This window comes from Microbacterium canaveralium, from assembly GCF_047238045.1.
In the GTDB taxonomy this organism is placed as follows: domain Bacteria; phylum Actinomycetota; class Actinomycetes; order Actinomycetales; family Microbacteriaceae; genus Microbacterium.
The window spans coordinates 2,046,267-2,066,365 of the sequence record NZ_JBDFMA010000003.1; the positions used below are offsets into that span (position 1 = coordinate 2,046,267).

The 20,099-nt window shown below is 69.9% G+C and carries 22 protein-coding genes and 1 pseudogene; 7 read left to right on the forward strand and 16 right to left on the reverse strand.

Features of this window, described 5'->3' with window-relative positions; genetic code table 11:
* Positions 1-13: 13 nt before the first annotated feature.
* Positions 14-1,429, reverse strand: a complete 1,416-nt coding sequence (locus ABC271_RS10770) for a flotillin family protein (protein WP_412924867.1) — start codon at positions 1,427-1,429, stop codon at positions 14-16.
* Positions 1,430-1,603: 174 nt separating this feature from the next.
* Here ABC271_RS10770 and ABC271_RS10775 point away from each other — a divergent pair, with 174 nt between their 5' ends.
* Positions 1,604-2,011: a glucose-6-phosphate dehydrogenase gene (locus ABC271_RS10775; RefSeq protein WP_412924868.1), complete on the forward strand. Its 408-nt coding sequence runs from the start codon at positions 1,604-1,606 to the stop codon at positions 2,009-2,011.
* A 55-nt stretch (positions 2,012-2,066) separates the two neighbouring features.
* Here the strand turns inward: ABC271_RS10775 and ABC271_RS10780 are convergent, their stop codons facing one another.
* Complete coding sequence (locus ABC271_RS10780) at positions 2,067-3,032, reverse strand: aldose 1-epimerase family protein (RefSeq protein ID WP_412924869.1); 966 nt, start codon at positions 3,030-3,032, stop codon at positions 2,067-2,069.
* A 78-nt stretch (positions 3,033-3,110) separates the two neighbouring features.
* Complete coding sequence (locus tag ABC271_RS10785; RefSeq protein WP_412924870.1) at positions 3,111-3,281, reverse strand: CsbD family protein; 171 nt, start codon at positions 3,279-3,281, stop codon at positions 3,111-3,113.
* 142 nt (positions 3,282-3,423) lie between these two features.
* Here ABC271_RS10785 and ABC271_RS10790 point away from each other — a divergent pair, with 142 nt between their 5' ends.
* Complete coding sequence (locus tag ABC271_RS10790; RefSeq protein ID WP_412924871.1) at positions 3,424-4,785, forward strand: D-alanyl-D-alanine carboxypeptidase family protein; 1,362 nt, start codon at positions 3,424-3,426, stop codon at positions 4,783-4,785.
* A gap of 50 nt (positions 4,786-4,835) precedes the next feature.
* On the opposite strand, the gene ABC271_RS10795 is transcribed toward ABC271_RS10790, so the two are convergent.
* The 3 genes from ABC271_RS10795 to ABC271_RS10805 are packed head-to-tail and all read right to left on the reverse strand — an operon-like array spanning position 4,836 to position 7,363.
* Complete coding sequence (locus ABC271_RS10795) at positions 4,836-5,450, reverse strand: response regulator (RefSeq protein WP_412924872.1); 615 nt, start codon at positions 5,448-5,450, stop codon at positions 4,836-4,838.
* Entirely contained in the window at positions 5,447-6,835 is a 1,389-nt protein-coding gene (locus ABC271_RS10800) for a sensor histidine kinase (protein WP_412924873.1), read from the reverse strand. The genes ABC271_RS10795 and ABC271_RS10800 overlap by 4 nt, the downstream gene beginning before the upstream one ends.
* Positions 6,836-7,363: a hypothetical protein gene (locus ABC271_RS10805; protein WP_412924874.1), complete on the reverse strand. Its 528-nt coding sequence runs from the start codon at positions 7,361-7,363 to the stop codon at positions 6,836-6,838.
* A 179-nt stretch (positions 7,364-7,542) separates the two neighbouring features.
* On the opposite strand from ABC271_RS10805, the gene ABC271_RS10810 reads away from it, so the two are divergent.
* On the forward strand, positions 7,543-8,397 hold the full coding sequence (locus tag ABC271_RS10810; protein ID WP_412924875.1) for a hypothetical protein: 855 nt from the start codon (positions 7,543-7,545) through the stop codon (positions 8,395-8,397).
* 53 nt (positions 8,398-8,450) lie between these two features.
* Here the strand turns inward: ABC271_RS10810 and ABC271_RS10815 are convergent, their stop codons facing one another.
* On the reverse strand, positions 8,451-8,732 hold the full coding sequence (locus ABC271_RS10815; protein WP_412924876.1) for a hypothetical protein: 282 nt from the start codon (positions 8,730-8,732) through the stop codon (positions 8,451-8,453).
* Between the two features lie 109 nt (positions 8,733-8,841).
* On the opposite strand from ABC271_RS10815, the gene ABC271_RS10820 reads away from it, so the two are divergent.
* On the forward strand, positions 8,842-9,498 hold the full coding sequence (locus ABC271_RS10820; protein ID WP_412924877.1) for a hypothetical protein: 657 nt from the start codon (positions 8,842-8,844) through the stop codon (positions 9,496-9,498).
* Between the two features lie 177 nt (positions 9,499-9,675).
* Here ABC271_RS10820 and ABC271_RS10825 read toward each other — a convergent pair.
* The 4 genes and pseudogenes from ABC271_RS10825 to ABC271_RS10840 form a co-directional block, all read right to left on the reverse strand.
* A pseudogene (locus ABC271_RS10825) lies at positions 9,676-9,828 on the reverse strand (DUF4262 domain-containing protein); the annotation flags it as partial.
* 184 nt (positions 9,829-10,012) lie between these two features.
* On the reverse strand, positions 10,013-10,879 hold the full coding sequence (locus tag ABC271_RS10830; protein WP_412924878.1) for an AraC family transcriptional regulator: 867 nt from the start codon (positions 10,877-10,879) through the stop codon (positions 10,013-10,015).
* 159 nt (positions 10,880-11,038) lie between these two features.
* Positions 11,039-12,112 carry a redox-regulated ATPase YchF gene (gene ychF, locus ABC271_RS10835; protein WP_412924879.1) on the reverse strand — a complete coding sequence of 358 codons (1,074 nt, stop codon included), beginning with the start codon at positions 12,110-12,112 and terminating at the stop codon, positions 11,039-11,041.
* A gap of 39 nt (positions 12,113-12,151) precedes the next feature.
* On the reverse strand, positions 12,152-12,901 hold the full coding sequence (locus ABC271_RS10840; RefSeq protein ID WP_412924880.1) for a class I SAM-dependent methyltransferase: 750 nt from the start codon (positions 12,899-12,901) through the stop codon (positions 12,152-12,154).
* A 519-nt stretch (positions 12,902-13,420) separates the two neighbouring features.
* Between ABC271_RS10840 and ABC271_RS10845 the strand changes: the two genes are divergently transcribed.
* On the forward strand, positions 13,421-14,017 hold the full coding sequence (locus ABC271_RS10845; RefSeq protein ID WP_412924881.1) for a 3'-5' exonuclease: 597 nt from the start codon (positions 13,421-13,423) through the stop codon (positions 14,015-14,017).
* Between the two features lie 61 nt (positions 14,018-14,078).
* Positions 14,079-15,401, forward strand: a complete 1,323-nt coding sequence (locus ABC271_RS10850; protein WP_412924882.1) for a DNA recombination protein RmuC — start codon at positions 14,079-14,081, stop codon at positions 15,399-15,401.
* Between the two features lie 13 nt (positions 15,402-15,414).
* On the opposite strand, the gene ABC271_RS10855 is transcribed toward ABC271_RS10850, so the two are convergent.
* Together ABC271_RS10855 and glpX are read right to left on the reverse strand one after the other, a co-directional pair.
* Positions 15,415-15,624, reverse strand: coding sequence for a UDP-N-acetylmuramyl pentapeptide phosphotransferase (locus ABC271_RS10855; RefSeq protein ID WP_412924883.1), 210 nt, complete (start codon positions 15,622-15,624; stop codon positions 15,415-15,417).
* 254 nt (positions 15,625-15,878) lie between these two features.
* Entirely contained in the window at positions 15,879-16,868 is a 990-nt protein-coding gene (glpX, locus tag ABC271_RS10860; RefSeq protein WP_412924884.1) for a class II fructose-bisphosphatase, read from the reverse strand.
* Positions 16,869-17,047: 179 nt separating this feature from the next.
* On the opposite strand from glpX, the gene fbaA reads away from it, so the two are divergent.
* On the forward strand, positions 17,048-18,076 hold the full coding sequence (fbaA, locus tag ABC271_RS10865; RefSeq protein ID WP_412924885.1) for a class II fructose-bisphosphate aldolase: 1,029 nt from the start codon (positions 17,048-17,050) through the stop codon (positions 18,074-18,076).
* 239 nt (positions 18,077-18,315) lie between these two features.
* Here the strand turns inward: fbaA and ABC271_RS10870 are convergent, their stop codons facing one another.
* Genes ABC271_RS10870 through ABC271_RS10880 form a run of 3 tightly spaced genes read right to left on the reverse strand, consistent with a single transcriptional unit; the run spans position 18,316 to position 20,081 of the window.
* Positions 18,316-18,861 (reverse strand): MOSC domain-containing protein, encoded by a 546-nt coding sequence (locus tag ABC271_RS10870; RefSeq protein WP_412924886.1) that lies wholly within the window; start codon positions 18,859-18,861, stop codon positions 18,316-18,318.
* Positions 18,862-18,870: 9 nt separating this feature from the next.
* Positions 18,871-19,581, reverse strand: a complete 711-nt coding sequence (locus ABC271_RS10875) for an anti-sigma factor family protein (protein WP_412924887.1) — start codon at positions 19,579-19,581, stop codon at positions 18,871-18,873.
* Entirely contained in the window at positions 19,578-20,081 is a 504-nt protein-coding gene (locus ABC271_RS10880; RefSeq protein WP_412924888.1) for a sigma-70 family RNA polymerase sigma factor, read from the reverse strand. Before ABC271_RS10880 ends, ABC271_RS10875 begins: the two co-directional genes overlap by 4 nt.
* Positions 20,082-20,099 lie beyond the last annotated feature (18 nt).

Here is a 20,099-nt window from a genome sequence, read left to right on the forward strand (position 1 = left end):
GATCGGCTCCTCGTCAGACTCCGGGCTCGGATGCCGTCGGCGCCGTCGCCGCGGCGGAACCGGCGGCCGCGGGCGGAGGCTCCGTGGGGCGCCGCGACGCATCCGCGAAGGCGTCGGCCACGGCGCGACCCTGGATGATCGCGGTGAGGTCGATCCCCGTCGCTGCCCGCACCGCCTCGAAGGACGAGCGCAGTCCCGCCGCCGATTCGGCGGCCAGGTGACCGCTCGCGCCTTCGCCCCCGAGCACGGTGACGTTGCCGACGCGGTCGTAGCCCTTGGCGAACTCCGCCATCATCGGCACGAGCGCCTCCAGCGCCCTCTGCGCCAGCAGCGCCTCCTGGTTGTGCGATAGTGCCTCGGCCTCGGCGCGGATCGCCTCGGCGCGAGCCTCACCGGCCAGGCGCACGGCCTGCGCGTCGGCCTCGGCTCGCACACGCACCGCCGCAGCCTCCTGCTCGGCGATCTGGGCGCGAGCCTCTGCGGCCTTGATCTGCGCGTACGCCTCGGCGTCGGCATCCTTCTGCCGCTGGTACAGGTCGGCGTCTGCGACGCGGGCGACCTCGGACTCCAGGCGCGCCTGCGTGTTCTGCGCCTCCTGCTGCAGAACGGCCTGGCGGCGCTCGGCGCGCGTGAGGGCCTCAGCCTGCTCGGCCTCGGCATTGGCTCGACCGACCTCGGCCTTCGCGGCGGCACTGTTCTTGTCGAGCGCGGTCTGCTCGATGAGGTTCGCCTCGTCGGTGGCGATCTGCCGCGCACGGATCTCGCGCACGGCGTTGATGCGTGCGACCTCGGCCTCGCGCTTGACGCGCTCGACCTCCGTGGCACCGAGGGCGGCGATGTACCCGTTGCTGTCCGTGACGCCCTGGATCTGGAACGAGTCGAGGATGAGGCCCTGCGACGACAGGTCGGCCTTGATGCCCTCGGCGATCTGGTCGGACAGCCGCTGCCTGTCACGCATGAGCTCTTCGACCGTCAGCGTCGCGACGACACCGCGAAAAGCGCCCTCGAGCTGCTCCGTCGTGAACTGCTCGATGGCCTTGTCCTGGGAAGCGAAACGTTCGGCGGCGCGACGCACCGATTCGGGATCCGACCCGATCTTCACCAGAGCCACACCGCTGACGTTCACGGTGACGCCGTTGGACGACTGCGCGGTCGGCTCCATCTTGATCTGACGAGCGCGCAGCGAGATCATCTCGCCGCGTTGCGTGAGCGGGTTCACGATCGCTCCGCCACCGGTGATGACCGTGATGCGGGAGGAGTTGCCGTCGGCGGCGCGCTGGCGCTTACCCACGATGACAAGGGCTTCGTCGGCCTTCGCGACGCGGTACCACCCGCGGACGAGTCCGGCGATGATCAGGATGACGACGATGACGACGACGAGAGCGATGACGACGACGAGACCGATCGCCCCCAGAGCGGCGATTTCCATGCTTCTCCTTCGATCGGCGCCGCCCGAGGCGACGCGGGGGGAATTCCTCCCAACCTATCGGGCGGGTCTGACGCGGTGTCCAGCCCCCGTTCACTCCGGCGACGACGCCGCGGCGCCGCGAGGGCGCGTACCGTGGAGGGTGAGGCGGCCCGAACCGCCCAAGAAGGGTCCCCCATGAAGATCGTCTCGTCCTCGGACTGGCGGGATGCCATCGCGTTCGACGTGCCCGTCGTCGTCGCCGATGTCGTCCCCGGTGAACCCACGCGCTGCGTCGGGTGCGGAGCCGATGGTGAGCTGTTCGACCGCAGCGAGCTGTGGGCAGTCAAGCACCGCCACCCGAAGCACCACGGCGGCTTCGTGCGGTTCTACTGCGCCGAGCACAAGCCCGCCCCGGCACCCGCGCCGCCGGCACCCGTCGAGCTGAAGAAGCCGCGCGCTGCCGCGCCGCGCGCCGAGCGCCGCACCGCCTCGCCGAAGGCCGTGGCGGTCACCGACCGTCCCCTGCGCGCCATGTGCCCCGACTGCTTCGTCGAGGTCTCGGCCGACGGCGTGTGCGGGATGTGTGGCACGCAGGTCGTCTGAGCCACCGCAGAACGACGCCGCCCCGGTTCATCGACCGGGGCGGCGTCGTTTCGTGTCAGCGGGCAGAGATCGTCCAGCCGACCTCGTGGCTCTCCTCGGGATCGAGGGCGATGAGGCCGGTCGCGAAGTCGTAGGCGTCGTCGTTGAACGCGTCGGGGGCGCAGGTCATGGGCTCCACCGCCAGTCCCGCACGGTGCGCCGCGGACGCCGGAGCCTCGGGCCGGTCCGCCGTGTGGATCTGCACCCACGCGCAATCGGCAGCCCACGTCATCGCCACGCCCGTGCCCGAAGGGTCGGTGAGCGTCACGGTCGCCCGACCCTCGGCATCCCGGATCAAGTCCGTGAAGGCGTGGTCGATCTCGACCGCACCGAGCACGCGCGGCGCCCGGAAATCGAAACGCTCGGCGTCGACGGCGACGGATGCCACGCCTACGGGCGACAGACGGTCCGGCGTGACCTCGAGAACGGTGTCGGCCGGGAGCTCGAGGACCCAGGAGTCGAGCGCCCCGGGCCCGGCGACCAGATACGGGTGCGGACCCGTTCCCCACGGCGCCGCCGTCGGGGAGTGGTTCGTCGCCCGCACGGTCTGAGTGAGCCCGTCGGGGCCGAGACGGTAGGTCGTCGAGACCTCCACCCACCAGGGGTAACCGGTCTGTGCGGGGACGGTCGCGCTGAGGGTGACAGTGGCGTCGTCCGTGGCGATGACGTCCCAGTCCACCCAGCCGAGAAGCCCGTGCAGCGCGTGACCGCGGGCTGGTTCGGTGAGCGCGAGCTGGTGCTCACCCCCACCGAAGTGGTGAACGCCGTCGACGACCCGGTTGGGCCAGGGGGCGAGCGTGGCGCCGCGGAAATGGGGCCGTACCTCATCGGCGGCGAACGGGACGACGAGATCGCGCCCCTCGTGGGTCAGGGAACGGAGGGAGGCGCCGACGCTCGCGATCGCGGCTTCATAGCCGTGGGCGCGGAGGACGACGGGGGTTCCGGACACGGTCGTGGTCACGGACGGAGCGGCATCGGTCATTCGGCCATTATCCCGATCGCCACGCCCGCGAAACGACGAACGCCCCGACCTTCGTGGTCGGGGCGTTCGCGAGACGGCTTACTTGAAGGCGTCCTTGACGTTCTCGCCGGCCTGCTTGAGATCGGCCTTGGTCTGGTCGGCGTGGCCCTCGGCTTCGAGGCGCTCGTTGCCCGTGGCCTTGCCCGTGGCTTCCTTGGCCTTGCCGGCGACGTCCTCTGCGGCGTTCTTGATCTTGTCGTCGAGTCCCATGTCGACTCCTTCCGCTCGTTCAGCCGGGGATTTCCCGAGTTCTCCACGCTAGGCGCGTCGCTTCGGATCCTCGGGGGGCTTGAAATTCGTCCCCGCGTGGGGAAGCGGACCCGACGGGTTAGGTTCGATGAGGGGGGATGTCATGGGGGGAACGCCGCAACGCACGGACGATCTGACGTCGTTCGAAGAACTGATGGACGACGCGCCCGGGGCGACCGGCTCGGGGCGGGCGGCGCGCATCGCGCTGATCGTCGTGCTCGTGTCGATCCTCGTCGTGCTCGCCGGAGGCGGCGGCTATGTGTGGTGGGCGTCCGCCGCGCCGCTGGCTGCGCCGACTCTGACGACACAGCTCCCCACGGCTGCGCCGGGCGAGGCCGCCGCCGTGCGCCTCCCCGCCGACGGAGCGATGCGCGTGAGCGTGACGGGCGGAGAGCAGTACCTCGGCGCCGATACCGACGGCGCGTGGGCCGCCTCCGGCGGCGACGACCCCCGGCCGATCGCGAGCATCGCGAAACTCATCACCGCGCTCGTCGTCTTGGATCGGCATCCCTTGAACGACGCGAACGACCCGGGGCCGACCGTGTCGTTCACCGAGGCCGACACCGATCTCTACGACCAGTTCTACGTGCGCGGTGCGACGATCGCCCGGATGCCCGACGGGTTGCGGCTGTCGCTCCATGACTCTCTCGCCACGATGCTTCTCCCCTCGGCCAGCAATTACGCCGTCGCCATCGCCCGGTGGGGCTTCGGGTCCGAGGGCGCGTACGTCGACGCGGCGCGGGCGTGGCTGAGCGCCAACGGCCTCTCGTCGACACGGATCGTGGATGCCACCGGCATCGACGACCGCAACACCTCGACACCGCGCGACCTCGTCGCTCTCGGCAAGATCGCAGAGGCGAATCCCGCTCTCGCCGCGATCGCGGGCACGTCCTCGATCTCCCTCCCGAACGGCCCCGGAACGGTGAGGAACACGAACGACCTCCTCGGCACCGAGGGAGTGCGGGGTCTGAAGACGGGCAACCTCGGCGAGGGCACGTTCAACCTGCTCTTCAGCTCGCAGCTCGACGTCGGTATCGGACAACCGCTCCAGATCACCGGCATCCGACTCGGCGGAGCCACGCACGACAGCACCGATCAGGACGTGGCGACGTTTCTGAAGAGTGTGCGGGCGGGATTCCACGACGTGACGGTCGGTACCGCAGGAGACGAGATGGGAACCATCACCACCCCGTGGGGCGCCTCCGCCCGTGTCGTGCTGGCCCGGACGACCACCCTGCTCACGTGGTCGGACACCCCCATCGCGACGACCTCCGCCATCGCGACACCGCGAACCTGGGCCGACGGCGAGAAGGTGGGCAGCATCACGTGGACCGCGGGACCGAACACTGCCTCATCCGACGTCACGATCGTCGGCGCGCTCGAGCAGCCGACGCTGTGGTGGCGGCTGACACACCCGGGCGACCTCGGCTCGCCGTTCTCACCGCAACCGGCCGCGACACCCTGACCGACTTCGCCGCGACCGACGGTGCCGCTCCCCCGCACGGGTGACGTTCGTCAGCGGGTGAGATTGTCGCGGGCCCAGAGCGCGGCACTCGTGCGATCTGCGACTCCGAGCTGCCGGAAGATGCTGCCGAGGTGCGCTTTGACGGTGCGCTCGGAGATGCCCAGTGCCGTCGCGACCTGCTTGTTCGCGAGCCCCCCGGCCACGAGGCGCAGCACCTCCTCCTCCCGGGCGCTGAGCCCGGTGCCCGACTCGGCGGTGTCGGGGAGGAGCGCTCCGGCGACCCGCGCGTCGAGCGGCGCGTGTCCCTCGTAGACGGACCGGACCGCCGCGCGAAGCTCCGCCGGCTCGGCATCCTTCAGCTGGTAGCCGGTCGCACCGGCGGCGACCGCTCGGCGAACGTGTTCACGATCCCCGAACGAGGTCAGGACGAGCACCCGGATGCCGGGAGCCCTCTCGCGCACCGCGCGCGTCGCCGCGACCCCGTCCATCACCGGCATCGACAGGTCCATCACGACGACGTCGATGTCGAGCGCGCCGACGAGCTCGACCGCCTCGGCGCCGTGCGCAGCCGTACCGGCCACGACGATGTCGCCGTCCGCGGCGAGCACCGACGAGAGGCCCTCGCGGACGAGTGAGTGGTCGTCGACGACGAGGACGCGGATCATGCGGGCTCCCGGGAGGGGTCGTGGGCGGGCAGGCGCAGACGCCACCGGGTTCCGCGCCCGGGGGCGGTCGACAGGGCCAGCTCGGCACCGGCCTCCGCCGCGAGGTCCCGCAGGACACGCGTTCCGAGGTGCCCGTCAGCAGGCGGGCGATGCATCAGCGTCGGGTCGAAGCCGGGCCCGTCGTCGCGAACGCACAGCACCGTGTCGTCCCCCACCCGCGTGATCGAGATCGTCACGGTACAGGGTGCGGCGTGCGTGACGGCGTTGCGCAAGGCCTCCTGCGCGACGCGGTAGAGCAGGCGTTCGCGCTCCTCCGGCAGGTCGTCGAGAGGTGCCCGGAGATCGAGGACGACATCGGCGCCTCGCGTCCGCGCCGTCGCCGCCAGATCGCGGAGAGCGGATGCCAACCCCGCGGCGCCGAGGCTCTCGGGGTAGATGTCGACGAGGAGGGAGCGCAGCACGCGCACGTTGCCCCGGACCGCTCCGGCGATGTCGCGCATGCGGGCGCCCGCCTCGTCCTCGCCACGGCGGTCGGACTCGACGGCCGCGCTCTCGGCCCCGTAGCTCGTGGCGACGAGCTCTTGCACCGGGCCGTCGTGGAGCGTCCCGGCAATACGGCGACGCTCGGCGTCCGAGGCATCCACGGCCCGCTGCAGCAACTCGGCACGCCGGGCCTCGGCTCCGCGCAGTTGCCGGAGCAGCGTCCAGACGATCGGCGCCGTGAGCACCACGAGGAGGAGCAGGCTGCTGAGCGTGACGCCGGTGAAGCCGCGCCATAGGTCGGCGGAGCGCGTCGCGACGGGCTCGTAGGGGTAGTACACCTCGAACAGCACCTGCTGACCGCCCGGCGTCCACATCGGACGGTAGACCTCCAGCAGCTTCGAGCCCTTCTCGAACACGTTCTCGTCCTCCGAGAGGTCCGACACCGCCGCCCGCGTCGACGGGGTCTCGAGCGCGGCACGCTGCGCATCCTCCAGGGCGAAGGTGCGGCCGATGAGCTGCGGCTCGTCGGCGTACAGCACCTGTCCTTCGGTGCTCCAGATCTTCACGCGGATGACATCCTCGCCGAGGATCTGCGCGCGCACGGTGTCGTCGAAGGCGGCGACGGCGGCGGGATCACCCTGGGCGAGCGCATCGGTGAGGACCGGACGCACCACGGCATCGGCGAGGACGTTCGTCACCTGGGCTGCGTCATTGACGGCCTCGCGCTCCGCGAGCCACTGCGCGCCGAATCCGGCGAGCGCCGCGACGGCGACGAGGACCGCCGCGAGACCGGCCGCCAGGCGCACGAGCACGGCGCGTGTCGACAGCCGACGCGGCGCCGTGGCGGCCGTGCGGGCGGTGACGAGCACCTCCCACGGCGGATCGAGGGGGTCGGGCGTCACTCAGTCGTCTCCCCCGTGTCCGCCGCTCTCGCCGCCGTGCTTTCCGCTGTCGTCGGCCGCGTCGTCGTGATGGCTCCCGCTGTCGTCTCCGCCTCGGTCGTCGGTCGATCCGGTCGCCGCGTCATCGGTCGACGTTCCGCCCTGCACCGCACGGTCGTCGCCCTGCTCGACGCGCTGATCGCGCGGGACCGACCCACCGCTGTCGTCCCCGGACTCGACCCGCTGATCGCGCGGGACGTCGCCGCCGTGGTCATCGACGACGGATCCGCCGGACCCGGTGTCCGCGGAGGGTGCGTCTCGGTCGTCGCCCTGCTCGACGCGCTGATCGCGCGGAACGTCGCCGCCGTGATCATCGGGCGAGGGCGACGTCGAGGACGAGGGCGAGGGCGACGGCGTCGCGACGACCATCGACGTGGGTACCGGCACCGGCACCGATTCCGCGAACGACGCGTTGCCCCACAGCCCGATCGCCGCGGGCGCGGCAGCGAGCGCGAGGGCACCCGCTCCGATGAGGATCCGCTTCTTCATGGCATCCGTCCTTTCCGCCCATTGTCACCTGCGACACGGGCTGTCGGTCTCCACCCTGCGCGGATCGGCGCCGGCCGACCATCGGACCATGGTCGTAGTACCAAGGTCGCATTGCCCGGTCCGTGGGGCGCGGGCGACGGTGGGAGCAGCTCACCCCCCACTGACGAAACGAGGCATCCATGAGCAGCTCGACCCTCACCCGCACCACGGCGGTCCTCGCGGCCGCCCTGGTCGCGGCATCCGGTCTCCTCTTCCCCGCGGCGGCGCAGGCGAAGACGACCTCGACGGGTGGCGACTACGCCGTCACCGTCAACGGCACCACGTACAACCCCGCACCGGGCAAGGATGCCAAGCTCAGGGACGTGACCGTCTCGGGCAAGATCACCGTCAGCGGCAAGAACAACCGCTTCACGATCGATCCCGCCACCCTCGGCGTCTACGACTACACCCTCACCGGCGCCGCCGACACGCAGCGCATGGTGACGAGCCCGACGGTCGTCTTCGCGTCGAAGGTGCCGACCCTGACTGCGGCGCAGCGAGCGGGCACCCGCCTATCGAGCCTCGAGGTGCGCGACGACACACTCGTCGCGATCTTCACCACCGCCGGAGGCAAGCTGAAGATCCAGGCGAAGGACGGCGCCCAGGGCGGCATCTTCCAGATGGAGCCGGAGTTCACCGCTCCCGTCGAGCTCGTCCACACGCTCGGCCCCGGCCTGTTCTACTTCGTGAACCAGTACACCGGCAAGATCAACTTCGGCAATGGCGTGGATGCCGTCGCCTCCGGGCCCGACGCCCACCAGATGCTCCTCGGCAAGGACAGCCCGCAGGTGGCGACGAAGACGTATCAGGATGCCACGGTCACGAAGTGGACCGTCACGTCGGGCGGCCGACTGGGCGGCGTGCTCGGCGAGGATGCCATCGAGCTGTCAGCCGGAGCGACGAACTGCACGAGCCAGTGCCAGGCACAGAACCGCATCAACGGTTCGCTGCCCGTTCCCCCGAACCCGACGAACCCGACGCCGATCGGCGGCTGACACGCCCGCCGTCGGGCCCCCGGTCATGTGACCGGGGGCCCGACGTGCGCACGTCAGACGACCGCGCCCCGCAGCCCGTCGATGGGGCGCTCGTCCCACATCTCGAACGGGTCGTCGCCCACCTCCGCCATCAGCGCGGGCCGGGCGGCGACGGCGGAGTCCTCCGACTCCCACAGCGCGATCCCGACCAGACGACCGCTCGCGTCGTCGATGACGCCGGTCCATTCCAGGCCGGGTTGTTCGCGCGCCACCCGGCTGTACCGCTGCATCGAGTCGATCACCGCGGCGCGGTACTCGGGTTTGGGAGAGTGGACGGAGACGACGGCGAAGGTCATGGCCGATGGTGACACCGGCGAAGTGGTCGGCGCCAGGGGTTCATCCGCGCCCCTGGCTCGAACGGTGCTGCGGCCCGTGACACGAGGGCGACCTGTGTACGGTCGTGATGTGCGCCGCATCCCCTTCCTCGTCGCCGTTCCCCTCGCTCTCGCCCTTTCTCTTTCGGCCTGCACACCGCCGCCGCCGACCCCGACGGTGTCGGCAGCGCAGACGCCGTCCCCGACGCCCTCCGCCAGCGCGACCGCTCCCGCTGCAGCCCCAACGCCCACGAGCGCCGCAGCCCTGATCGTCACCCTCGACGACGCGACGGTCGAGGGCGGCTCCGCGCCCCTCCCCTACGCCCGAGGAGCGAAGGACGCGTGGGCGGGCGCGCTCGAAAGCGAACCGACGGAGTCGTCCAGCGAAGTCGTCAACGGATATGACTTTCAGCAGACGGTCTGGAAGTGGCCGGGACTCCAGCTGAGTGTGCCCAACGACGGCTCCGAGAACGGCAGCCACGTCTTCGTGTCCGCGTCCACCGTCGCCGGTCACCCGATCCGAACGACGCAGGGCATCGGAGTCGGATCCACGCGGGCGGATGCCATCGCCGCGGGCGCGGTGAACGGCTTCGACTCCACGGAGCTCCGCCTCGACGTCCGCGACGCGCCGGGGACGACGTCGCTGGAGCGGCCGGGCGAGGTCGGCCGCCAGTTCATCTCGCTGATCCTCGAAGGCGACACCGTCGTCTCGATCCACCTCCCGGCGGATGATTTCTCCGACCTTTAGAGTCCGGCGTCGCCGATGCTCATCGCCGGGAAGTGATCGTACTCTCGCTGCTCGACCAGCGCGGCGACGAGGTCGAGGAGCTCGTGGGCTGGGTCCGAGCACAGCCTCCCTCGCCGGCCCTGATCGGCGCGGCGCGGTGACCCGGTGGGTCGAGTCCTTGACGGAGGACACGCTGCGTGGCAGTTCGTCCGCCGCATTCCGGATGAACACGTCAGCAATGTCTGCTGGCAGACCTGTGATCACGAGTTCGTGCCACCCTCGCGCAGTGAGACCGACCGTGTAAGAGAACGGTGCGGCCGACGCGTCCCGAGTACGTGTCTGATCGCCCAGCCGTCCGTGTCAACGATTCGCTCCAAATCGGCGAATGCGCGCTCGGGCGGGCTATCTATCACCTTGACCATAGTGGCGCCCGCTGCATGAGATGTCAGTTGTTGAAGCGGAACTCCACGACGTTACGTCACCGAGCAACCTCTGGCCCCAGCTCGCACTTCGCGAAGCCGGGGCCCGAGGGCGCTCACGCACGCTCGACCGGGAACCACAATTCGCTCGTCGCCGTGCTGAAGTCGTCTGCACGATCGAGGATTGCCACGATCGACGGTCCGTGACGCAGCCGCCATGGGTTGGACGGGAACCAGTCGGCAGCAGATGCCGCGTACGCCTCTTGGAGGGCGGATGGGTATGGACCAGACGTACGGAAGACGACCCACGCGCCGGCGGCCACCTCGATGACGTCGAGATCCGCAGCAACAGGCGCGTCCGCCTCAACGGCGACACCGTGCAGGTAGGTCAGTTCGCTCCCCTCCGCGTAGTCGGGATCGATGTCGGCACTGACCTGGAGGAGCCCCCGCGGATCCGTCCCGCTGAGCAGCTTGAGTCGTCCGTGTTCCTCGGGCGGCAGTGACGCGATGTGCTGCTGAATGTGCGGGTTGCTGCCCCGGTGAATGAGCGGTACACGCGCGGCGTGACCGACGAGGCGGAAGGCGGGGCGTTCGATGATTCGGGCATCCATGACGGAGCTCCCTTCAACGGTCAGGCGGAACCTGAGGGTGGGTTGGATTCGAAGGGGGCCACCGTCGCGGCGGACATCGCCGTGGCTCACGCCGTGCACAGACCGGAACGCTCTCCCGAAGGCCTCGACCGATCCATATCCGAAGCGCACGGCGATCGTCAGCAGATCTTCACCGCCGATCACGTCCGACGCAGCGACTGTCATCCGCCGCCGACGCACGTACTCCGATATCGGCATTCCCGCGAGTGCCGAGAACATCCGTCGCGAGTGGTAGCCCGTCGTCCCCATCGACGCGGCGAGCGCGTCGATGTCGATCTCGTCGACCAGGCGATTCTCGATTTCGTCGGCCAGGCGGTTGAGGACCTCGATCATGTGACTCCCTTCGCCGTCCACTCTCGTTTCGCCAGGGACCCTCGCGCCCGATTCTTCCGATCCGATTCTGTCGGCCGGGAAGCCGCCGACGGCCGGGAGTAATGCGAAGGCCCCGCTCGATCCGAAAGATCGAGCGGGGCCGTGGACGCTGAGAGGGCCTCAGTTGTTGAAGCGGAACTCCACCACGTCGCCGTCCTGCATGACGTAGTCCTTGCCCTCGAGGCGCGCCTTGCCCTTCGCGCGCGCCTCGGCAACCGAGCCGAGCTCGACGAGGTCGGCGAACGAGATGACCTCGGCCTTGATGAAGCCCTTCTCGAAGTCGGTGTGGATGACACCGGCGGCCTGCGGGGCCTTCCAGCCCTTGCCGATCGTCCAGGCGCGCGCTTCCTTCGGACCCGCGGTGAGGTAGGTCTGGAGCCCGAGCGTGTCGAAGCCGATGCGGGCGAGCTGGTCGAGGCCCGACTCGTCCTGACCGGTGGATGCCAGCAGTTCGGCGGCATCCTCGGGGTCGAGGTCGATCAGTTCCGACTCGATCTTGGCATCCAGGAACACGGCCTTCGCGGGCGCGACGAGCGCGGAGAGCTCGTCCTTGCGGGCCTGGTCGGTGAGCACGGCCTCGTCGACGTTGAAAACGAAGATGAAGGGCTTGGCGGTCAGGAGACCCAGCTCGCGGATCGGGGAGAGGTCCAGACCGGATGCCGACAGCAGCTGTCCGCGCTGGAGCGCATCCTCCGCCGCTTTGGCCGTCTCGAGCACCGAGGGGTCGAGCTTCTTGCCCTTGACCTCCTTCTCGTACCGCGTGATCGCCTTCTCGAGCGTCTGGAGGTCGGCGAGCTGCAGCTCGGCGTTGATGGTCTCCATGTCGCTGGCGGGGTTCACCTGCCCGTCGACGTGGACCACGTCGTCGTCGGCGAACCCGCGGACGACCTGGGCGATGGCATCCGCCTCACGGATGTTGGCGAGGAACTGGTTGCCGAGGCCCTCACCCTCGCTGGCACCGCGCACGATCCCGGCGATGTCGACGAACGACACCGCGGCGGGCACGAGACGCTCGCTGCCGAAGACGTCGGCGAGCTTCTGCAGCCGCGCATCGGGAAGGTTCACGACCCCGACGTTGGGCTCGATCGTCGCGAACGGGTAGTTCGCCGCGAGCACCGAGTTCTTGGTCAGGGCGTTGAAGAGGGTCGACTTTCCGACATTGGGAAGGCCGACGATTCCGATGGTAAGAGCCACGGGAGTCCAGGTTACCCGGCGCGCAGCACTCCCACGGCGTCAGGGACGGTGCGCGCGGAAGGCGTGAGTGACGTAGGGCAGGTCGACCGCTCCCCCGTCGGCGAGTTCCGGAACGGATGCCACGACCCCGTCGACCGCCGCATCGATGCGCGCACGTTCCTCCGGGCTCGCTGTGATGATGTCGCTCCGCGAGAAGACGAGGTCGCGCAGCTGCGGGAGCGTGATGCGGCGGCTCCACGACCACGACCGGTGCTCGAGGTCGGCGAAGGGCTCGGCGACGCGCGGGCCGGTGGTGGCCAGGAGCACCTCGGCGTTGGAGCCGCCCATCGCCGCGGTCAAACGGCGAACCCAGTCGACGCGCTCATCGCGGATGTTCCAGATCAGCCCAAGCACCCCGCCGCTGCGCAACACGCGGCCGATCTCACGGGAGCCGGCATCCGGATCCACCCAATGCCATGCCTGACCCATGACTACGGCGTCGAGGGCGTGGTCGGGCAGCGGCAGGCCCTCGGCGGCCCCGACGAACGTGGGGACACCCCGGACGTTCTCGCGCAACGACGCGAGCATGTCGGCATCCGGGTCGATGGCGACCACGTCGGCACCGAGCTCGACGACGGCGCGGGTGAGTTTCCCGGTGCCCGCCCCCACGTCGGCGACGCGAAGCGCCCGGCCCGGTTCCCGTACCGGCGCAAGCATCCAGGCGACCGCCTCGGCGGGATACTGCGGTCGCCCCGACTCGTAGGCCGCGGCCGCCTGCCCGAACGACGTCGACTTCCGGCTCTCCGTCATGCCTCGACCCTACGCCGCCGCCACCTCGCGCAACTTTGCACGACCCAACGCCGATGACGACATATCGCCGCTACCGAAGCACCCTGTCGGCGTAACCGCCACGCCCCCCTCCCCCCGAGTCGCGCCACTTTGCACGACCCAACGCGCACCACAACACATCGCCGCGACCAAAGCACCCTGCCGGCGCAACCACCACGCCCCGCTCCCCCCGAGTCGCGCCACCTGGCACGACGCAACGCGCACCACAACACATCGCCGCGACCGAAGCACCACTCGAGGAAACCCGCCGCACCCCCCGCCCCCAGAGTCGCGCCACCTTGCACGACCCAACGCGCACCACAACACATCGCCGCGACCGAAGCACCACTCGAGGAAACCCGCCGCGCCCCCTCCCCCCGAGTCGCGCCACCTGGCACGACCCAACGCGCACCACAACACATCGCCGCGACCGAAGCGCCACTCGGCGGGAACGCGGCGCGCCTCCCCGGCACCGCGGCGAGCGCGTCGCAGGGTGGACCCGTGGCACTGGATTTCACCGCGATCGACTTCGAAACGGCGAACTCCAGCGGTGCGTCTGCGTGCGCGGTGGGCCTCGCCCGTGTACGCAACGGCCGCGTCGTCGCCACCGCCGCGTGGCTCATCAAGCCGCCTGCCGGCCATAACACGTTCGCGGCGATCAATGTCGGCATCCATGGCATCCGTGCGTCCGACGTCGTGAACGCTCCCGACTGGACCACCCAGCTCGCGCGGCTGACCGCGTTCGCCGGCGCCGACGTTCTCGTCGCCCACAACGCGGGTTTCGACATGTCCGTCCTGCGGCGTGCGTGTGCCGCGACGGGCGACGAATGTCCTCCGTACCGCTACATGTGCAGCGTGCAGATGTCGCGAAGGACCTACACGCTGGATTCGTACCGACTGCCCCTGGTCGCCGCGGAGGCGGGCTGTTCACCGTTCGCGCATCACGACGCCCTGGCCGACGCGGTCGCCTGCGCGGAGATCACGATCGACTGCGCCCGCCGAGCGGGAGCCGCAGACGTGCACGCCCTGGCCGCCCACCTCGGCGTCCGCATTTCTCAGATCACGCCCGAAACGCGACTCGAGCGCGCGGTCGCCTGACACGCTCGAGATCCGAGGGGCACCTGCGGCCGATGTCGGGGGCCTGCGGCACACTGACCCCATGGATGCCATCGCCCTGATCCTCGTGATCCTCGCCCTCGCGGTCGGAGCCGCCGCCGGCTGGTTCTTCGGCACCGCCCGTACGACCTCGCGCGCCGCCGCCGAACGCGTCGATCTCGCTGCACGTGTGGCAGCGGCCGACGCCGCGCGAGCGGGCGTCCAGTCGCAGCTCGACCACCAGACCACGCTGTACCGCGATCTCCTCGGGCAGACGCGCGCCGATCAGGCCGCCCGTGAAGAGCGCGAACGCCGCGAACAGACCGTGCTGCGCGCTCTCGACCCCGTGCGCGAGACGCTCGACGCGATGCAGCGAAAGGTCGATGGACTCGAACGTGACCGTGTCGAGCAGTACTCCGCCCTCGGAGAGCAGCTGAGGCTCTCGCGCGAATCCGACGAAGCGCTGCGCTCGACGACCGAAGCACTGGCATCGGCGATGCGGTCGGGAAGCACGCGCGGTGTGTGGGGCGAGACGCAGCTTCGTCGTGTCGTCGAAGCTGCGGGCCTCACCCGCTACGTCGACTTCGATCTGCAGGCGTCCATCTCCTCCGACGCCGGAGCCGGCCGACCCGACATGATCGTGCGGCTCCCCGGGGGCAAGGCGCTGGCGGTGGATGCCAAGGTCCCCCTCGACGCGTATCTCCAGGCCAGCGCGATCGCCGTGACCGCCACGGGCGACGAGGGGGCTCGGCGCGCCACTCTGCTGGCGAAGCACACGAAGGCCGTGCGCGCTCATGTCGATGCGCTCGCCCGCAAGACCTACTGGGCGGGGCTTCCGAGCAGCCCGGAGTTCGTCATCTGCTTCCTCCCCAGCGAGTCGCTGCTCTCGGCAGCGCTCGAGGAAGACCCGACGCTTCTCGAATACGCCTTCACCCGCCGCGTGGCGCTGGCCTCCCCCGTGAACCTCTGGGCGGTTCTGAAGACCGTCGCGTTCACCTGGACGCAGAATGACGTGTCCGATGAGGCACGCACCCTGTTCGCTCTCGGCACCGAGCTCTACGAGCGGGTCGGGGTGCTGGCCTCACACGCCGGCGATCTGCGGCGCGCGCTGGAGCGGACCGTCGACAGCTACAACAAGTTCGCGGGCTCGCTCGAGTCGCGGGTTCTGGTCACGGCGCGGAAGTTCCCCGGCATCGACGAGACGAAGCTCGACGCCGTGGCGGCGCCTCCAACGCTCGAGGCCGCACCGCGCCGGTGGACGGCCCCGGAACTGCTCGAGCTTTCCGAGGGAGACGAGTCATCTCGGGGCGACGCGGAAGGGCACGGCGTCACTCAGGCCGATCTCGGTGCCGTGCGCGAGCGCGCGGGCCTCCGTCAGGACACTTGAACGGCGGCGAGGCTCAAGAACCGCCCGGCACCCAACTGAGCAGGCTCACCACGGCGGCGGAGACGACGACGAAGGCTCCGATCATCCACCACGCGCTGATCTCGTGGCCCTCGGCACGACGCTTGCGCAGGAGCACGTCGGGACGTCGCGCGGGGTCGACGGCGCTCGCGATCACCGCCTGCGCACCCGTCTGAGGTGCGGTCGAGTTCGTCGGAGCTGCCATGAAACGATCCCCCTTCGGGTCTCGGAAGAACACAGCGTCGCCGTTGACACTGCACACGATTCTGCCAGAGGCCCGTTCGGGAACGCGTCACACTTGCGCAACGACACGCCCGGCTGTACCTGCGAACTGTCGCCCGTTCCGGTGCGCCGCCGCACGAGGGGCCGCAACAACCCGCGAGGCTTCAGCGGGCTGGCGTCCCCGTGACATCCCGCCGCGTGTTTACCAGCCCGATGGATTCTCGCGCCGACGAGGCGTCAGAGCCACTTCGAGGTCAGGTGCTCGGACGAGATCCTGCGGAGCGTCCCGGATGCCCCGCGCAGCACGACGCTTTCGGTGTAGATGAAGCCGCCGTCCCGCCGGACTCCCTGCACGAGCTGGCCGTCGGTCACACCCGTGGCGACGAAGATCGTGTTCTTGCCCCTCACGAGGCCGTCCGCTTCGTACACCTCGCCGTCGACGTGGAGACCGGCGTCGCGACCCTTCTCCTTCTCGTCGTCGTCACGCGGCGCGAGCACGCCCTGGATGTGTCCGCCGAGAGCCTTGATCGCGCACGCCGTGACGATCCCTTCCGGGCTGCCGCCGATACCGACGCACATGTCGGTGCGGGCGTTGTGGCGTGCCGCATTGATACCGCCCGCGACGTCGCCGTCGCTCATGAGGCGCGTTCCGGCGCCCGCTTCACGGATGTCGGCGATGAGCTGCTCATGGCGGGGGCGGTTGAGGACCGACACGACGATCTCGTCGACCGGCTTCCCGAGCGCCTTCGCCAGGAGGCGGATGTTCTCCCCGATGGGGAGGCGGATGTCGACGACGCCGACGCCGGCGGGGCCGGTGACGAGCTTGTCCATGTAGAAGACGCTGGACGCGTCGAGCATCGACCCGTGGTCGGACACCGCGATGACCGACAGGGCGTTCTGCCGTCCGGCGGCCGTCAACGACGTTCCGTCGATCGGGTCGACCGCGACGTCGCACTGGGGCCCCTTGCCGTTGCCCACTCGCTCGCCGTTGTACAGCATGGGCGCGTTGTCCTTCTCGCCCTCACCGATGACGATCGTGCCGTCGAAGTTGACGGTGCTGAAGAACGCGCGCATCGCGTCGACGGCCGCACCGTCGGCGGCCTCTTTGGCGCCACGACCGATGAACGGAACCGCGCGGATCGCCGCCGCCTCGGTCGCCCTCACCAGCTCGAGAGCCAGGTTCCGATCGGGATGCAAGGGACTCATGTCGGACGTCAGGCTCACCATGTGGCCCACTGTAGCCACGCCGGTTGTGATAATCGGGGGATTTCACTGCTCGCGGGACGAAGGAATCGCGATTCTTTACGGATGAGGAGAACCACCCTGTTCCTTGACCTCCACCGCGGTCACGATCCACCGCCTTCGCTAGAGTGACGGTGTCCCAGTCACGACCAAGGAGCACCTCCATGCCCGTCGCCACCCCTGAGCAGTACGCCGAGATGCTCGACCGCGCCAAGGCCGGCAGCTTCGCCTACCCCGCGATCAACGTCTCCAGCTCGCAGACCATCAATGCCGTGCTCCAGGGCCTGACCGAAGCCGGCTCCGACGGCATTCTTCAGGTCACCACGGGCGGCGCCGACTACTTCGCCGGCCACACCGTGAAGGCCCGCGCGACAGGCGCACTCGCGTTCGCCAAGTACGTCACCGAGGTCGCCAAGAACTATCCCGTAACGGTCGCCCTGCACACCGACCACTGCCCGAAGGACGCTCTGCCCGGGTTCGTGATCCCCCTCCTCGAGGCATCCGAGGAAGAGGTCAAGGCCGGCCGCAACCCGATCTTCCAGTCGCACATGTGGGACGGTTCCGCCGTTCCGCTCGACGAGAACATCGACATCGCCGCCGAGCTGCTCCCCCGCCTGAACAACATCCACGCCATCCTCGAGATCGAGGTCGGCGTGGTCGGCGGCGAGGAGGACGGCGTCGCGCACGAGGGCTCCAACGAGGCGCTCTACACGACGGTCGCCGACGTCACGAAGGCCGTCGAGCGTCTCGGCCTGGGCGAGAACGGTCGGTACATCTCCGCCCTCACCTTCGGCAACGTCCACGGCGTGTACAAGCCCGGCGGCGTCAAGCTCCGCCCGGAGCTTCTCGGTGAGATCCAGGAGGGCATCGCTGCCAAGTTCGGCACGGGCCCCAAGCCGCTCGACCTCGTCTTCCACGGCGGCAGCGGCTCCACCGATGAGGAGATCGCGCTGGCCGTCTCCAACGGCGTCGTGAAGATGAACATCGACACCGACACCCAGTACGCGTTCACGCGGTCGATCGCCGGGTACATGTTCTCCAACTACGACGGCGTCCTGAAGATCGACGGCGAGGTCGGAAACAAGAAGCAGTACGACCCGCGCGCGTGGGGCAAGGTCGCCGAGTCGGCGATGGCCGTGCGCGTCGTCGAGGCCACCAAGCAGCTGGGTTCTTTCGGTAAGTCGCAGGGCTGACACTCTCCCACGAGCGCCCCGGCACCGCCGGGGCGTTCGTGCTGTCACGGCGCTGCTCCACTTCCCACCGCCGAGACATCATCCCGCCGACATTCCCCCTGCAGTCTGCGGCGCAGATGTCGGCGGGATGCGGTCTCGGCGAACCGGACACACCCGCACACACGGCGCGCACCGGCGCGGCAGGCACCGGCGCAGCGGGCACGCACACCCGTGCACGCCGCACCCGCCAGCCCGGGGAACTATCCCCGGTACAGCTCCAGCACCGTGGGGGCGTCGGGCGGTGAAGAGACGACCTCGACCGGATCGCCGGCGCGGACGTCACCCGCGCGACGCACCCGCAGGTAGGCGCCCAGGCGCCCCTCGTCGGAGAACCGCTTGACCCACCCGCGTGCCGCCGCGCCGCCCACCCAGCGCGCGAAAGTCGCGCAGGGGGTCCGGGGCATCGTCACCTCCAGCCGGACGGTGTCGCCGATCCGCCATACCTCCCCGATGCGCGCGTTGTTGACATCCATGCCCTCCACGCGCAGGTTCTCGCCGAACCACCCCGGCGCCATGTCCCGCCCGAGCTCGCTCTCCCAGAACTCCGCGTCGTCCTGGGCGTAGGCGTACACCGCTTTGTCCGGACCGCCGTGATGCTTACGGCTGGCCTGAACGTCGGCGCGGACTCCGAGCGGCCCGACGCGCACCGCACCCTCGAGGGCACGCTTGTCGATGGCGGTGACCCCCACCGACCCGGAATCAGGGCGCAGGGCGTGAACGGCGCAGACGGCGACGAGGCTCGGCATCCCTCGATGTTAGGGGTTGCTGAAGTCCCGCCGCATGACCACACGGTCTCCGTCGACCGTACGGATCTCGATGGAGTCGATCTGGGATGCCGAGACATCGGTGCCCGCGCTCAACTCCGTCTTCGAGCCGGGGCCTGCGCGCCAGGTCGACAGCATCGTCGTCGCGCCGGAGTCGTCGGTGACGGCGAGGGCGTACGGCCAGCCGCCGGGCGGTGCGTCCAGCACTTCTCCCGTGTACTGGCATACGAGATCGATGCGCGTGCCCCAGGCGACCGGCGTGAGTTTCACCGAGGCCTCCAGGGGTGCTCCCGCCACGTCATCGAGCGCGTAGACGGTGCCGACGGTGGTCGTCGGCGTGCTCGTGAGCGCCAGCACGCTGGGCACCGCGATCACCGTGAGGATCGCGGCCACGGCGCCGACCCACAGCGCGGCCCTGCGGCGCCAACGGCGACGCGCCGTCCGCACGACCCGCCCGAGCAGGGCCGGGTCAGGAGAGGTCGGTGCGGCACGGAGAGCGGGCTCGTCACCGTCGATCGCGCGCGCCCGCTCGGGCGACAGGCGAGAAAGCAACCCGGCCGTGGGAGCGAGCTCGGCCACCGCGGTGCGGCACAGCCCGCAGTCCTCGAGGTGCCTTTCGTACTCCGCGCGATCCGCGGCCGACAGAGCCCCCAGCACGTAGGCGCCGTCCCAGGTGGCGAACCGATCGTGCTCGGACATCATCGCGTCACCCCCCTCTCCTGCAGGGCGAGCCGCAGAGCACGCACGGCGTAGTGCAGGCGCGACTTCACCGTTCCGGCGGGGATCCCCAGTTCCTCCGCCGCCTGCGCGACGCTGCGACCGCCGTAGTAGGCCGTCACGATGACCGCGCGATGGTCGGGCGTGAGGGTCGCCAACGCCTCCTCCACGAGGAGCGCATCGAACATGGCATCCGTGTCGTCGACACCGCCCGTCTCGGGGAGCTCGTCGACCGGCAACTCATGTCGGCGGCGCGCGCTGCGGGCATCGTCGATGACGATGTTGCGGGCCACGGTGAACATCCACGAGCGCAGCCGCGACGGGTCGTCGGCCATCACCCGGGGCGTCCGCCACGCGCGCAGCAGCGTCTCCTGCACGACGTCGTCGGCCCCCGCGTGGTCGCCGGTGAGGCTCACGACGTAACGCCAGACCGGGGCGGCGTGCGCGTCGTACAGCGCGGTCAGCTGCGCGTGCTCGTCTCGCATCGCCGGTTCCCTCCTGTC

What these genes read in the sequence shown, in the direction of transcription:
- ABC271_RS10770 (WP_412924867.1), bottom strand. Translation starts at nt 1,429, where the DNA reads ATGGAAATCGCCGCTCTGGGGGCGATCGGTCTCGTCGTCGTCATCGCT.
- ABC271_RS10775 (WP_412924868.1), top strand. Translation starts at nt 1,604, where the DNA reads ATGAAGATCGTCTCGTCCTCGGACTGGCGGGATGCCATCGCGTTCGAC.
- ABC271_RS10780 (WP_412924869.1), bottom strand. Translation starts at nt 3,032, where the DNA reads ATGACCGATGCCGCTCCGTCCGTGACCACGACCGTGTCCGGAACCCCC.
- ABC271_RS10785 (WP_412924870.1), bottom strand. Translation starts at nt 3,281, where the DNA reads ATGGGACTCGACGACAAGATCAAGAACGCCGCAGAGGACGTCGCCGGC.
- ABC271_RS10790 (WP_412924871.1), top strand. Translation starts at nt 3,424, where the DNA reads ATGGGGGGAACGCCGCAACGCACGGACGATCTGACGTCGTTCGAAGAA.
- ABC271_RS10795 (WP_412924872.1), bottom strand. Translation starts at nt 5,450, where the DNA reads ATGATCCGCGTCCTCGTCGTCGACGACCACTCACTCGTCCGCGAGGGC.
- ABC271_RS10805 (WP_412924874.1), bottom strand. Translation starts at nt 7,363, where the DNA reads ATGAAGAAGCGGATCCTCATCGGAGCGGGTGCCCTCGCGCTCGCTGCC.
- ABC271_RS10810 (WP_412924875.1), top strand. Translation starts at nt 7,543, where the DNA reads ATGAGCAGCTCGACCCTCACCCGCACCACGGCGGTCCTCGCGGCCGCC.
- ABC271_RS10815 (WP_412924876.1), bottom strand. Translation starts at nt 8,732, where the DNA reads ATGACCTTCGCCGTCGTCTCCGTCCACTCTCCCAAACCCGAGTACCGC.
- ABC271_RS10830 (WP_412924878.1), bottom strand. Translation starts at nt 10,879, where the DNA reads ATGATCGAGGTCCTCAACCGCCTGGCCGACGAAATCGAGAATCGCCTG.
- ABC271_RS10840 (WP_412924880.1), bottom strand. Translation starts at nt 12,901, where the DNA reads ATGACGGAGAGCCGGAAGTCGACGTCGTTCGGGCAGGCGGCCGCGGCC.
- ABC271_RS10850 (WP_412924882.1), top strand. Translation starts at nt 14,079, where the DNA reads ATGGATGCCATCGCCCTGATCCTCGTGATCCTCGCCCTCGCGGTCGGA.
- ABC271_RS10855 (WP_412924883.1), bottom strand. Translation starts at nt 15,624, where the DNA reads ATGGCAGCTCCGACGAACTCGACCGCACCTCAGACGGGTGCGCAGGCG.
- glpX (WP_412924884.1), bottom strand. Translation starts at nt 16,868, where the DNA reads ATGGTGAGCCTGACGTCCGACATGAGTCCCTTGCATCCCGATCGGAAC.
- fbaA (WP_412924885.1), top strand. Translation starts at nt 17,048, where the DNA reads ATGCCCGTCGCCACCCCTGAGCAGTACGCCGAGATGCTCGACCGCGCC.
- ABC271_RS10870 (WP_412924886.1), bottom strand. Translation starts at nt 18,861, where the DNA reads ATGCCGAGCCTCGTCGCCGTCTGCGCCGTTCACGCCCTGCGCCCTGAT.
- ABC271_RS10875 (WP_412924887.1), bottom strand. Translation starts at nt 19,581, where the DNA reads ATGATGTCCGAGCACGATCGGTTCGCCACCTGGGACGGCGCCTACGTG.
- ABC271_RS10880 (WP_412924888.1), bottom strand. Translation starts at nt 20,081, where the DNA reads ATGCGAGACGAGCACGCGCAGCTGACCGCGCTGTACGACGCGCACGCC.